This window comes from Haladaptatus sp. QDMS2, from assembly GCF_029338295.1.
Taxonomy (GTDB): Archaea; Halobacteriota; Halobacteria; order Halobacteriales; family Halococcaceae; genus QDMS2.
The window spans coordinates 1,308,181-1,320,924 of sequence record NZ_CP119791.1; the positions used below are offsets into that span (position 1 = coordinate 1,308,181).

At 63.6% G+C, this 12,744-nt stretch carries 13 protein-coding genes; 7 read left to right on the plus strand and 6 right to left on the minus strand.

What is annotated here, in order from left to right:
- Nucleotides 1-38: 38 nt before the first annotated feature.
- The 3 genes from folP to P1M51_RS07165 all read left to right on the plus strand — a co-directional run bounded on the left by folP (nt 39) and on the right by P1M51_RS07165 (nt 3,440).
- Nucleotides 39-1,169 (plus strand): dihydropteroate synthase, encoded by a 1,131-nt coding sequence (gene folP / locus P1M51_RS07155; protein WP_276274937.1) that lies wholly within the window; start codon nt 39-41, stop codon nt 1,167-1,169.
- Between the two features lie 122 nt (nt 1,170-1,291).
- A complete protein-coding gene (locus P1M51_RS07160) occupies nt 1,292-1,981 on the plus strand; it encodes a 6-hydroxymethylpterin diphosphokinase MptE-like protein (protein WP_276274938.1) in 690 nt (229 codons plus the stop codon).
- Between the two features lie 40 nt (nt 1,982-2,021).
- Entirely contained in the window at nt 2,022-3,440 is a 1,419-nt protein-coding gene (locus tag P1M51_RS07165) for an FAD-binding oxidoreductase (protein ID WP_276274939.1), read from the plus strand.
- Here P1M51_RS07165 and P1M51_RS07170 read toward each other — a convergent pair.
- Entirely contained in the window at nt 3,437-5,131 is a 1,695-nt protein-coding gene (locus tag P1M51_RS07170; protein ID WP_276247501.1) for a thiamine pyrophosphate-binding protein, read from the minus strand. The two genes, P1M51_RS07165 and P1M51_RS07170, sit on opposite strands and share 4 nt — an antisense overlap.
- Nucleotides 5,132-5,228: 97 nt before the next feature.
- Here P1M51_RS07170 and msrA point away from each other — a divergent pair, with 97 nt between their 5' ends.
- Complete coding sequence (gene msrA, locus P1M51_RS07175; protein ID WP_276247502.1) at nt 5,229-5,771, plus strand: peptide-methionine (S)-S-oxide reductase MsrA; 543 nt, start codon at nt 5,229-5,231, stop codon at nt 5,769-5,771.
- Between the two features lie 87 nt (nt 5,772-5,858).
- Here the strand turns inward: msrA and P1M51_RS07180 are convergent, their stop codons facing one another.
- The 3 genes from P1M51_RS07180 to P1M51_RS07190 form a co-directional block, all read right to left on the minus strand.
- Nucleotides 5,859-6,275 carry an ester cyclase gene (locus P1M51_RS07180; protein ID WP_276274940.1) on the minus strand — a complete coding sequence of 139 codons (417 nt, stop codon included), beginning with the start codon at nt 6,273-6,275 and terminating at the stop codon, nt 5,859-5,861.
- A gap of 117 nt (nt 6,276-6,392) precedes the next feature.
- Complete coding sequence (locus tag P1M51_RS07185; protein WP_276247504.1) at nt 6,393-7,403, minus strand: TIGR04024 family LLM class F420-dependent oxidoreductase; 1,011 nt, start codon at nt 7,401-7,403, stop codon at nt 6,393-6,395.
- Nucleotides 7,400-8,176: an SDR family NAD(P)-dependent oxidoreductase gene (locus P1M51_RS07190; protein WP_276274941.1), complete on the minus strand. Its 777-nt coding sequence runs from the start codon at nt 8,174-8,176 to the stop codon at nt 7,400-7,402. Before P1M51_RS07190 ends, P1M51_RS07185 begins: the two co-directional genes overlap by 4 nt.
- A gap of 136 nt (nt 8,177-8,312) precedes the next feature.
- Between P1M51_RS07190 and P1M51_RS07195 the strand changes: the two genes are divergently transcribed.
- The 3 genes from P1M51_RS07195 (at nt 8,313) to P1M51_RS07205 (ending at nt 10,859) form a co-directional block, all read left to right on the plus strand.
- Complete coding sequence (locus P1M51_RS07195; protein WP_276247506.1) at nt 8,313-9,281, plus strand: MBL fold metallo-hydrolase; 969 nt, start codon at nt 8,313-8,315, stop codon at nt 9,279-9,281.
- A gap of 50 nt (nt 9,282-9,331) precedes the next feature.
- Nucleotides 9,332-10,015: an HAD family hydrolase gene (locus P1M51_RS07200; RefSeq protein ID WP_276274942.1), complete on the plus strand. Its 684-nt coding sequence runs from the start codon at nt 9,332-9,334 to the stop codon at nt 10,013-10,015.
- Nucleotides 10,016-10,082: 67 nt separating this feature from the next.
- A complete protein-coding gene (locus tag P1M51_RS07205; RefSeq protein WP_276247508.1) occupies nt 10,083-10,859 on the plus strand; it encodes an SDR family NAD(P)-dependent oxidoreductase in 777 nt (258 codons plus the stop codon).
- Nucleotides 10,860-10,927: 68 nt separating this feature from the next.
- Here the strand turns inward: P1M51_RS07205 and P1M51_RS07210 are convergent, their stop codons facing one another.
- Together P1M51_RS07210 and P1M51_RS07215 are read right to left on the minus strand one after the other, a co-directional pair.
- Nucleotides 10,928-11,635 carry a hypothetical protein gene (locus P1M51_RS07210; protein ID WP_276247509.1) on the minus strand — a complete coding sequence of 236 codons (708 nt, stop codon included), beginning with the start codon at nt 11,633-11,635 and terminating at the stop codon, nt 10,928-10,930.
- Nucleotides 11,636-11,724: 89 nt separating this feature from the next.
- Nucleotides 11,725-12,708 (minus strand): LLM class flavin-dependent oxidoreductase, encoded by a 984-nt coding sequence (locus P1M51_RS07215; RefSeq protein ID WP_276247510.1) that lies wholly within the window; start codon nt 12,706-12,708, stop codon nt 11,725-11,727.
- Nucleotides 12,709-12,744: the final 36 nt, after the last annotated feature.

The window sequence follows — 12,744 nt, forward strand, 5'->3', positions numbered from 1 at the left end:
GCGGGGTGCTTTTTGCCGTCGCTCCCCTTCGGTCTGCCATGCAAACGGTCTACGCCGCCGGCCTCGGAATCGGGGACGACCACCCGCCGCGAATCATGGGCGTCCTGAACGTGAGCGAAGAGTCGCCGTACAAGCCAAGCGTCTTCGACGACCCCGCGGACGCGGCGAGCTACGTAGACCGAGAACTCATCGACCAGGGCGCGGACATCGTGGACGTGGGCCTCGAATCGGCGAACAAACGCTTCGACGTGCTCTCGGCCCAACAAGAACTCGACCGACTCGACACCGCAATCGAGGCAATTGCCTCGGTGTCGGGCGACGCCGTCTTCTCCATCGAAACGCGGTATCACGAGGTAGCCGAGAAGGGCCTCCAGAACGGCTTCGACATGGTCAACGACATCTGCGGGTTCGCCGACCCGAAGATGCCCGAAATCTGTGCGGAGTACGACGTCGCGGTGGCGAAAATGGCCAGTCCGCCCGACCTGACCCGCCCCGGTGCAATCGAGGACGTAGACGACATCTACGAGGCGCTGAAGATGAACGGCCTCACCGACAAGACCATCGTCGACCCCGCCTTCGGCGGGTGGTCGGAAGAAAAGACGCTCGAAGATGACCGGGAAACCTTCCACCGACTCAGAGAGTTCCGCGGCCTCGGGCAGCCGATTCTCGTCTCCATCAACCGCAAGAACTTCCTTCGGGACATCGCCGGGCGCTCGACCGAAGACGCGCTCGCGGTCAGCCTCGCCGCCACGTCGATGGCCGTCGAGCGAGGGGCACACGTCATCCGAACGCACGACGTGGCAGAAACACGTGACGCGGCGCTCATCGGGCGGGAATTCAGCCGCCGCCGTGTCCGCGATGACGACCTCGGCGTCGAAGAACTCGACGTGACGACGACCCGCGAGGCGGCGCGACACCTGACCCGCGTCGGCGGCGACCCGGGCCACGCCGCCGAGTCGGTCACGCGAGTGTTCGAGTTGACCGACCTGCAACCGGAGGAACGGGCCGCCCTGACCACCGCCGCGGCCGATGCGGGCGCGGTCGTGGCCGGGAGTAAGGGAGCGACGTTGCTCATCGGCACGCCCAGGTCGCTCGGACAGGTATCAGAAGCCATACCACCCGAATTTGGCCGACTCGAAGCCGTATGCGTCGAAATTTCTGACTTCTAGGGGTAAGAGAAAACTTATGCCGGAGGATTTAGTATTAGCCAATGGTAGCCGGAAGGGCCCTACGGGTAGGGGTACACGTATGCGCCATTCCGGCTCAATACAGATTTATCGAGTGGAGACACATGGACTATAGCACCTGGTCTCCCGTTTATCACGCCATTCTCGGAGACTTCGGGTTCCCCGAAGCGGCCGACGAGACCGCGCGCGACGAGCTCGCTGCGCGCACCGACCCATTCGACCTCGACAGACTCGGCTTCCTCGCGGGGGCGACTGTCGCCATCGCTGGTGCGGCCCCGTCACTCGCTGGCGAACTCGACATTGCACGCGAAGCGGACGCCGTGGTCGCCGCCTCGACCGCCGCGGACGTTCTCCGCGAGGCGGGCATCGCGGTGGACCTGATGGTGACCGACATCGACAAGAATCCGGAGACGATTCGTACCCTCACCCGCGAGGGGACGCCAGTCGCGGTGCACGCTCACGGCGACAACATCCCTGCCATCCGCGCAGAAGTGCCGACGTTCGTCCGCGAACACGTCCTGCCGACGACGCAGGCTGCTCCCGTCGCACCCGTCGAGAATTTCGGCGGATTCACCGACGGCGACCGCGCCGCCTTTCTCGCAGACCACTTCGGGGCGGGAGCCCTCACGTTTCTCGGATGGGACTTCGACGACCCGGCCGTAGACCCAATGAAAGCGAAGAAACTCGACTGGGCCGAACGTCTGCTCTACTGGCTCGAACGACGGCGTGGCGAGCAGTTTACCATACTCGACGGGCGCAGGGAAGCTATCGACACGAGTGACATTCCGCGCTGACGGGATACGTTTACGACACTGGAGCGTCGTGTGTGTGTCAATGCCTCACGATTGTTCATTCCTCTCTGACGTGCTCGACGAGCCACAGGTCTCCTTCGGCGAGTCCGCCAGAAACAGCCATGCGGGTGACTGGGGAACGCCAGAGGAAAGTCGAGTCGTGCCCGACGCGGTCGTGTTTCCGGAAGCGACCGCCGACGTATCCGCAGTTCTCGAAGCCGCGAACGACCGCGGCGTGCCGGTGACGCCCTACGCCGCCGGGACGAGCCTCGAAGGCAACGCCACGCCCTCCCACGGCGGCATCAGCATGGACCTGACGCGGATGAACGCCGTCCTCGACGTCCGCCCCGACGACTTCCAAATCGACGTCGAACCCGGCATCATGGGCGGGGCGGTTGACGAGGAGGCAGCGAAGTACGGGCTGTTTTTCCCGCCGCTTCCCTCCTCCGGGGATATTTCGACCATCGGCGGGATGATTGCGAACGACGCGAGCGGGATGAAGACCGTGAAATACGGCGAGGTCGGAGACTGGGTTCTCGAACTGGAAGCCGTTCTCGCGGACGGCACCGTCATCGAGACGGGTAGCAAGGCAGTCAAAACGTCGAGTGGCTACAATCTGAAAGACCTCATCGTCGGCAGCGAGGGAACGCTCGCGGTCGTCACGCGGGCGACGCTCGAACTCGCGGGCGTCCCCGACCAGATTCGCGGTGGCCGCGCGCAGTTCGAGTCGCTCGACGACGCTGCCGGAGCCGTCTTCGACGCGATTCGCTCGGGCGTGGACGTGGCCACCATCGAACTCATGGACGCAGAGAGCGCGATGATTGCAAACGCCTACACCGGGTCGAACCTGCCAGACGCGCCCATGGTGTTCCTCGAATTCCACGCGAACCACGGCATCGAGGAGGAAATCGAATTCTGTAAATCTATCTTCGAAGCCCACGACGTATTACGTTTCGAGATGGCCGCAGACGAGGCAGCGATGGCCGACCTCTGGGAGGCGAGAAAGGACATGGCCTTCGCCCTCCAGTCGTGGGACCCGGACCTGACGCCGCTCAGCCCCGGTGACGTGACCGTCCCCATCAGCAAATATCCCGAAATCATCGAGTTCGCAAAACGCCTCGCCGCCGAACACGACCTGCTCGTGCCCTGCTTCGGCCACGCTGGCGACGGCAACGTCCACTATACCGTACTCGTGGACGACTCGGACCCCGAGGCAGTCGAACTGGGCGAGAAGATTTACTCGAACATCGTCAGGCGAGCCATCGAACTTGGGGGAACGGCCACCGGCGAGCACGGCATCGGACTCGGCAAACGCGAGTACCTCGACTTCGAACACGGGCCGGAAACGGTCGAAGCGATGCGAGCGATAAAACGCGCACTCGACCCCAACGATACGTTGAATCCGGGAAAACTGTTTCCCGAGACGGCAGACGGAAAGCGGGTGCGACTCGAACCGAACTAGTCGTGGACGAGCACGTCGAGTACGTCCGTACACGAGGAATCGAGGGCCTCGGCGAGCGCTGACTCGATTTCGTCGGGCGTCTCGACGAGGTGGCCGCGTGCACCGTGACTCTCCGCGTTTTTCGCGATATCCACCGCAGGTTCGAAGTCCATGCCGACGAACTCGTGGTCGTCGTAGTCGCCCCCGAGCATCTCGACGGTGTTGTCCTTCAGAATCCGGTAGTTGCGGTTGTCCGAGACGACGACGGTGAGGTCGAGGTCGTACCGGGCCGCAGAGTAGATAGCATGTGGATAGTAGAGGTACGACCCGTCGCCGACGAACCCGAGGACGTCACGAGGTTGGTCGCGCATGGATTCTGCGAGTGCCGCACCGACCGCCGCTGGCAGGCCGTAGCCGAGACCGCCGCCCTTGTTCGAGATGTACTGCTCGGCTTCGAGCGGGAAGCGGGTGAGCAGGGCGTACTTCGAGGTGACGCCCTCGTCGACGATGTACGCGTCCGGGGCGACCTCGCGGATTGCATCCACGAGTTGCGCCTTCGAAGCGCGCGTCTCCCCCTCCTCCTTCGGGTCCTCCCCCATCTGTTCGATGGTCGATTCGAGCGACTGCTTCAGCGTCTGCACCTTCCGGCGGCGTTGTTCTGCCACGTCGGGGTCGAGCACCTCGCCGAGGCGATCCGTGATCGCGTCCATGACGAGGCCGGGGTCACCCACGACGGCCGCATCCGCCGCCTGATTCTTGCCAACCTCCCAGGCGTCCTGGCTCACGTGGATACACGTCGTATCCGCGGAGACGAGCGGTTCTGCGTGCCGGAGTATCGTGGTGTTGGTCGAACACCCGACGAAGACGAGCGTGTCCGTCTGCATGAGCATCCGCCCGAGGCCCTCTCGCGGCGGCAGGAACGACACCCACTGGTCGTGGTCGGTCGGGAAATTCACCTCACTGGAGAGCATCTCACCGTGAACTCGCGCCCCCGAGGCTTCGGCGAGCGAGACGGCGGCCTCGACCGCCTGTGACCCCGCCCGGGCGACGTGGTCGCCGAGGACGAACACCGGTTCGTCGGCTTCCACGAGCAGGTCTGCGGCCCGTTCGATTTGGGCTGGGTCGCCCCCGCCGGCGTTCTGGATGGGGCCGAGGCGTTCGATTTCCGCGTCCGTTTTGGCCTGCATCACGTCGGCAGGAAGCGCGAGGAACACTGGCCCAGTCGGCGGCGTAAGCGCGACCCGAACCGCCCGACGAAGCATCGTCGGCAGGGCCTCGACCGAGAGCACTTCGGCGGACCACTTACAGAACTGGTCTGCCAGTTCGGTGAGGTCGCCCGAAAGAATCGGCTCTTCGTGGCGAAAGTCGCGCTCGTGATTCCCGGCGGTGACGAGCAGCGGTGCACCCGTCATCTTCGCGTCGTAGAGGTTGCCAAGGCCGTGGGCGAGGCCGGGCGTGACGTGGAGGTTCACGACGCCGAGCGGATTCACGGCATCGTCGTGGTGGCCGTGGTAGCGCCGCGTGCTCGCGTATCCAGCGGCCATCCCCACCGCCACGTCCTCGTGAAGGCCGAGGACATAGTCGAGGTCGCTGTCAGCGAGTGCCTCCATGATGGGAAGTTCGGTCGTTCCGGGGTTGCCAAAGAGGTGGGTGACGCCGTAGTGTGAGAGAGCGGAGACGAAGTAGTCGGCTCCGGTGGTCGTGTCACGCATTTGCACGCAGATTCAAAGGGCGGAACCTTAAGCCCTCGTTTGGTCCTGGCCCACCGACTCCCCTGAGTTCTTACGTTCGGAGCGCCAACTATCGAGTATGACCCAATCACTGGCCACGGCGACGTTCGCCGGTGGCTGCTTCTGGTGTACCGAAGCCGCGTTCAAGGAACTCAAAGGCGTGACCGAGGTGACCTCCGGCTACACCGGTGGCGAGACGGAGAATCCGACCTACGAGGAAGTCTGCTCGGGCAACACCGGCCACGCGGAGGCGATTCAGGTCACCTATGACACGGACCAGCTTTCGTACATCGATCTCCTGCGCGTGTTCTTCACCGTCCACGACCCGACGACGCTGAACCGCCAGGGCAACGACGTGGGCACGCAGTATCGCTCGGCCATCTACTACCACGACGAATCTCAGCGCGAGCGCGCCGAAGCCGTCATCGACGAAATCGAAGCCTCCGGGACCTACGACAGCCCGGTCGTCACCGAAGTCGAGCCACTCGGCACGTGGTACGACGCCGAGGAGTACCACCAGGACTTCTACGAGAAGAATCCGAGTCAGGGCTACTGTTCGGTGACGATTCCGCCGAAACTCGACAAGGTGCGAAAGCAGTTCGGCGAATTGGTCAAGTCGTAGGCGCGAAGGCGGTCAGTAGAACGTTTCTCGCGAGTGAGACGGAGACACGAGTACGAAAAATTGCGGATGACTTGGTTACCGACGGGCCTACATCGCACCGAGCTGCTGGAGCAGTCCGGACATGTCGCCGTAGTTCCACTCCTCTACGACTTTCCCGTCCTTGAATCGGAGGATGGCGCTCCCCTGCATCTCGGCCTTGTTTCCCGTCGGAGCGATGCCCATCATCTCCCCGTCGTGGGTTCCTCGGACGGTGTATCGCATGGTCACCACATCGTCTGCGGGAATTAGCTCTTGAATATCGACCGTGAAGTCTGGGAAGGCAGTGCGGTAGGCCTCCACTGCCCGTTCGTAATCTTCCCGGGTGTGGAGGTCACCGACACCTGGCAGTTGCCCGCCCACCTCGTCCGCCATCACCTCTTTCAACACGTCCATTTTGCCCTCGCTCCAGACCTCTGTCGCGATTCGTGTGAGGATTCGTTCGTTCTCTGACGCAGGTACAGCCATGTTGTTTTCACCCCATGGAAAGAACGCCACTAACCGGCTCAATCGTGCTATACAGTGTCACGGCGACTTTACCCTCTGGAAACGCAGGTTGTGGATGTCGAGATGGATACGTGCAATTCAGGCGTCCGGTGCGAGTGCTTCGAGCGTCTGCTCGATTTCCTCTGCTGAGGCCGCTCGCGGGAACGAGACGTTGATGGCGTCCACGCCGTCGATGCTCGCAAACCGGTCGAGCGTGTCGCGGGCCTGTTCGAGCGACCCTGAAGCCGATAGCTGGTCGAGCAGTTCGTCGGGAATCGCGTCCATCGCCGCGTCCTTGTTGCGGTTCGCCCACTCGGTCGAAACCGTCGTGGCTACGTCCTCCCAGCCCTGTCGAGCGACCGCGTCGCGGTAGAACGTGCCCATCCCGCCGATGTAGAAGGCGAGGTGCTGGCGGGCGAGTTCGCGGGCGTACTCGGCGTCGTCCAGCACACAGCAGCCGAGCGAGACGGACACGCGGAGGTCGTCTGGGTCCTTGCCAGCGAGTTCCGCGCCCTTCCGGAGGTCTTCGAGGCGGTCTTTGAGTCCCTCCTCGGTCATCATGAGCGCGTGCCAACCGTCGGCGAAGCGCCCGGCGAGTTCGACGGATTTCGGTCCCATGCCGGCGGCATCGACGGGTGGCGGCGTCTCCGGCGGGTCACAGCGGAGGCGGAACCCGCCGAGGTTGAAGATGTCGCCGTCGTAATCGACCTGTTCGCCGGCGAGGACGAGTTTCACGATTTCGATGGTTTCGCGGGTGTAGCGAAGCGGCCGCTCGAACGACTGACCGTGCCAGCCCTCGATGACGATGGGGCCGCTCGGTCCGAGGCCGAGACGGAACCGGTCGTCTGAAACCTCCTGAAGCGTGGCCGCAGTCTGCCCGATGAGCGTCGGCGAGCGCGAGTAGATGGGCATGATGCTCGTCCCGATGCCGATTTCCTCGGTCTCGTGGGCGATGGTGGCGAGCGTGGTAACGGCGTCGCGGCCCCACGTCTCGGGCAGCCACGCCCGGTCGTAGCCGAGTTCTTCTGCGCGCTGTGTGTAGGACACGAGCGACGACACGCTCGGCTGTGCGGCGACCGGCAAGAACACGTCGTAGGCAACGTCAGTCATACGTCTGGGGTCTCCATGATGTTCGGCACGCCCTGTGCTGTAATGGTTTCACCGACGATGTACGACGACGCCGGACTCGCGAGGAACTGGGCGATGTCCGCAATCTCCTCGCTCAGTCCGATTCGGCGTTTGACCGCGGTTCGGTCGATGTCCTCGCCGGTGACGCCCATCTGACTGGCGACACCCGGCGTGGCGACGAAGCCGGGCGCGATGCAGTTGACGCGCACGTCGTCGTCGGCCCACTCGTAGGCGAGCGTCGAGGTGAGGTTGACCACGGCGGCTTTCGCCGCGCCGTAGTGGCTCATGTACGGTGCGCCCATCTGTCCGGCCACGCTGGCGACGTTCACGATGACTCCGCCTCCGTTCTCGCGCATGACTTCGCCGGCGGCCTGCGAGCAGTGATACGTGCCGTGGAGGTTGATGTCCACGATGGTTTTCCAGCCGTTTTCGGAGATGTCGGCGAAGCCAGCCATGAACGAGGCTCCGGCGTTGTTGACGAGTACGTCCACGCCATCGAACTCCTCTACGGTTGCTTCGATGAGCGCATCGACCGCGTCCCGGTCGGTCACGTCGCACTCGACTGCGAGCGCCGTGCCGTCGCCCCCCTCGTTGATTTCGTCTGCCACCGGCTGGACGTTGTCCAGTTCGCGCGAGCAGATGACCACGTTCGCCCCGTCGTCTGCGAAACGACCTGCGATTACCTTCCCAATCCCGCTCGACGCGCCGGTGACGAGGGCCGTCCGGTCTGCGACGCTGAACTGGCCCGTCGTCATCGCGTTTCCTCCGTCGTGTCGTTGCTTCCCATTGTAAACCAGTTTACCGGTTATCACCCCGGTGGTATAAAGGTGGCCGCGGCAATTTCCGGTGAAAAGAGAACCCTTTTCGGGCAGACGGGCGACTCCGAACCCAATGACTGCAGACCCACCCGCCGTCCACCGCATCGAATTCGAGGTCGATTGGACGCCGGGACACGTCGCCGCCTACCTCCTCGCAGGCGAACAAACCGTGCTGTTCGACGCTGGAACGCCCGGCGAGGCCGCCCACGACGAACTAACCGCGGGCCTCGACGCCGCGGGATACGCACCCGCAAACGTAGACCACCTCGTCATCACCCACCCGCACATCGACCACATTGGCCAGACGCAGACGCTCGTGGAAGCGGGTGCAACCCTTCACGCGCCAGCGAGCGTCCGTCGGCGCTTCGCCCGCGACCCGGACGACCTTGCGACGGTCGTCACCGCGAACGCCCGCGCTGCGGGAACGCCCGAAGCACAGGTGGATTCTGCGGTTGAGATGTCGGTGCGGTCGCTCACCCGCAATCGGAAATTGCTCGCACCCGACGCGGTCGACGACTGGGTCGAACCCGGCGATAGCGTGTCGATTGACGATCTCGAATTCGACGCCATTCACGCGCCCGGTCACCAGGCGGACCACCTCTGTTTCGAGACGACGCTCGGCGGAGAGCGGGCGATATTCTCCGGAGACATGGCCATCGAACCCTTCCGCCCAGTGGCGCTCCACGTCGGTCTCGACCGCGAGATTGGCGACACGATTCCCGCCTTCTACGAGGCGCTCGACCGACTCTCGACGCGGGAGGTGGACACCGTCTATCCGGGCCACGGCCCGGTTCACGACGACTTCGCGGGGGCGGTGGGGCAGTCTCGTCGCAGCCTCGACCGACTCGAAGAACGGGTCCTGGAGATGCTCGCAGACGGCGCGGAGACGGCGGTGGACGTCGCCGCCCGCCGCAGCGCCGAGGGTCGTGACCTCGCCTACCTCCTGCCCGAATCGCTCGGAATGCTCCAGTCGCTCGAACGCGACGGCGCGGTCGTCTCGTCGGTTTCCGGGGACGTCCGCCGGTACGAACCCGCGAACTGACCGCTGCCTCTAGCCACACGCTCTTGTGTTCGGTCGGTCTACGAGGTGTAATGACCGAGTTCGACGCGGTTTTCTTCGACATCGGCGGCGTGCTTCTCGACCTCTCGTCGGTCCGCGAGGGCCACGACGAGTTCATCCGATTGCTCGCCGACGCCCACGACATCACAGACCACGACGCGGCGAAAGCCGAGTGGCGCGGAGCGCTCTCTGCGTACTTCAGCCAGACCGAGGGAACCGACTACCGTCCGGCGGCGGCGGGCTACCAGCACGCCGTCGACGAACTGCTCGGCCAGGCGGTTCCCGAATCGGCGTGGAAACCGCTGTTCGAGGAGGCAACTTACGGCACGATTCGACCCCACGACGGCGCGAAAGAGACGCTCGCCGCCCTCGACGACGCGGGCGTCTACCTCGGCGTCGTGAGCGACGTAGACGACCACGAAGGCAAGCGTATCCTCGAAACGCTCGACCTCCACGCCCACTTCGACCACGTCACCACCTCCGAAGCCGTGGGCAAGAAAAAGCCAGACCAGGCCATGTTCCAGACCGCGCTCGACCACGCTGGCGTGTCCCCCGAAACTGGCCTGATGGTCGGCGACCGCTACAGCCACGACATGGTCGGCGGTCGAGAAGCGGGCCTCACGACGGTCGCCTACGGCGCGAACGACGGCCCCGCGGTCGATTACGTCATCTCTGACTTGCGTGAAATTCTCCGCATCGTCGGCGTTCGAGAGTAAACGCCGAAAAACTCCTGTCTGGTTTTCCTGCCAAAATCTTAACAGACACCCCCGAGAAGCGGCGGGTATGGATTTCGGACTCGAAGACCGAACCGCTCTCGTGACCGGGGGCGCAGGCCGAATCGGAAGCGAAGACTGCCGCGTGCTGGCCGCAGAGGGCGCAGAAGTCGTCGTCCTCGACCTCGAAGTTGACAACGCAGAATCCGTCGCAGACGAGATTCGCGAGCAGGGCGGGACCGCTCACGCAGTGCAATGTGACCTGACCGACCGCCCGGACGTGGAGGACACTGTCGCCGCATTACGCGAGGAGACCGGCGGCATCGACATCCTCGTGAACAATGCCGGCCTCGTGGACGCTCAGAGCCAGCTCAAAGACTACGACGATGAGAAGTGGGACCTCGACGTGGAGGTGAACCTGACTGGCTCGTACAATATCTCCCGGGAGGTGTTCCCCGCGATGTGCGAACGCGGCTGGGGCCGGGTCATCAACATGTCCTCGATGGCCGGATGGTACGGCGGATTCGGGCAGGCGTCCTACGCGGCGACGAAGGCGGCGCTCATCGGCTTTGGCAAGACGATGGCCCTCGAAGGCGCGAAACACGGCGTCACCTGCAACGTCATCACGCCGAACATTGTGATGGGCGCGCTCGCTGACCTCCCCCCAGAGCAATTAGAGCAGGTAAACCCGATGTTCGAGCGGATTCGGAAGGCGACGCCGATGGGAAAACTCGGTCGCGAAGAAGACGTGTCGAACCTCATCGCCTACCTGTCGAGCGAGCAGGCGAATTACATCACCGGGCAGGTCATCGGCGTGACCGGCGGCGTGGACCTCTTTTCGTTCTGAGAAGCCGTTGACTCTTCGGTTTAGGTTATGGCAAAAAATCCCGGAGGGCTCGGGATTGCAGGTGAAGGTTAGTTGCTCGTCGTCGTTTCCGTGCTCGTCCCCGTGGACGTACTCGTGGCGGTCTCAGTCGAGTTGCCGGAGGTGGTGGTTTCCTCGACGCCACCGTCTAAGTTCGGCGTCGGCTCGCTGCCGTCGGTGGAGATCATGACCCAGAAGATGTCACCGTCTTTGACCTTGTACTGGGTCGGGTCGATGGTGACGTCGCGCTGCTGGAACGCGATGTTCGTGTTGAACTTACTGGAGTCGTAGGTCTCCCCGTCGATGGTGAGTTTCGAGTTGCTCCCGACCTTCTGATAACTGATGTTGGGAACCTGGTTCAGACCCTGACCGAGCGTGACGGCTTCCTCTGAGAGGTGCCACTTGTTGTTGTTGTTTTTCTCGGTGTGGAAGTGGAACGGTTCCAGGTTCTCGTCGTCGACGAACTTTTCCGTCGAGAGGTTCATGCGCTCGCCGTCGATTTCGAGGTACATGGCACCGTGCCAGTGGTCGCCGTCCTCGGGACCGGGCGACGCACCTTCTAAGTCGGTCTCGGTGGTCGTGGTTCCGTTCTCCGTCGTCGTCATACCACCATCGCTGGTCGTCGTCTCGCCTGCGGTGGTCGTCTCTCCGGTGGTGGTCGTGTCGTCGGAACCGTTGCTCGAACAGCCGGCGAGGCCGACTGCGATTGCGCTGCCTGTCACCTGAAGGAAGCGGCGGCGGGTTTTCTTCGTCATCATTCTGGCAAACCGGTGCTAGCCCCTTTCCTATGCACCCCGTAAATCGGGACCTAAGCACTGATTAATCAGGAAAAATAACTGTCTGTAACTCAGAGGCGGTCGGGCGACAATTCTGTAATGGTCTGTTCTGATAACTGTTCAGCCGTCTGATTTGGAATGGTGATGAGCGGCCGGTCGATGACCGGATTTGCCATCACGTCGCGGAGTCGGTCGCGCGCCTGGTCGGGCGTTCCGGAGACGCCAAGCGCCATGACCATATCGTCGGTGACCGCCCTCGCCGCGGCTTTCCGGTCGCCAGAACGCCACGCCTCGGCGACCTCCTCTGCCTCCTCGGGGAACACCTGTGCGACGGCCCGCTGGTAGCCCTTCCCGCTCCCGACGTAGTAGGCGATGTGCCCACGAACCGCGTCGTGTGCCTCTTCCTCGTCTTCACTGACGGCAGAGGGAATGTACGGGGCGACCGTGATGTCGTCTGGGTCCCGGCCAGCCTCTTCTGCGTGTTCGGCCACGTACTCGAAGGCCTCTTCGAGTTGTGGGAACGGGATGTTGTGGGGAATCCAGCCGTCTGCGAGGCGGGCCACGACGCGGCGGTTCGCCGGGCCGAGCGCGGCATGGTAGACCTCCACGTCGGCGTCGAGCGGTGGGAAGTCCTTGGTTTGGAAAATTTCGCCGTCGTAGTTCACCCGTTCGTCGCCGCCGCCGAGGAACTGCTTTACGAGTTCGATGGTTTCGTGGGACCGTCGCACTGGCTGGTCGAAGGCCATCCCGTGGAGGTCTTCGACGGCTTTTGGCGTACTCGTGCCGACGCCGAGCGTAAAGCGGCCGTCAGAGACGCGGTCGAGGGTTGCCGCGGTCATGGCGAGGACGGCCGGCGAGCGCGAGAAGACGTTGAGAATCGCGGTGCCGATTTCGACCTCCTCGGTATGTGCGGCGATGTCCGTGAGGTGAATCGTCGAATCTGACCCCCAGAGTTCGCCAAGCCAGACCGACCCGTAGCCAAGGTCCTCTGCTCGCATCGCGAGGTCGGTCGTATCGACGGTTCCGATATGTGGAAGTAACAGGCCGAGGCGCATGGTTGCATTCCACGCGCCGGGCAGATAACTCTTGGT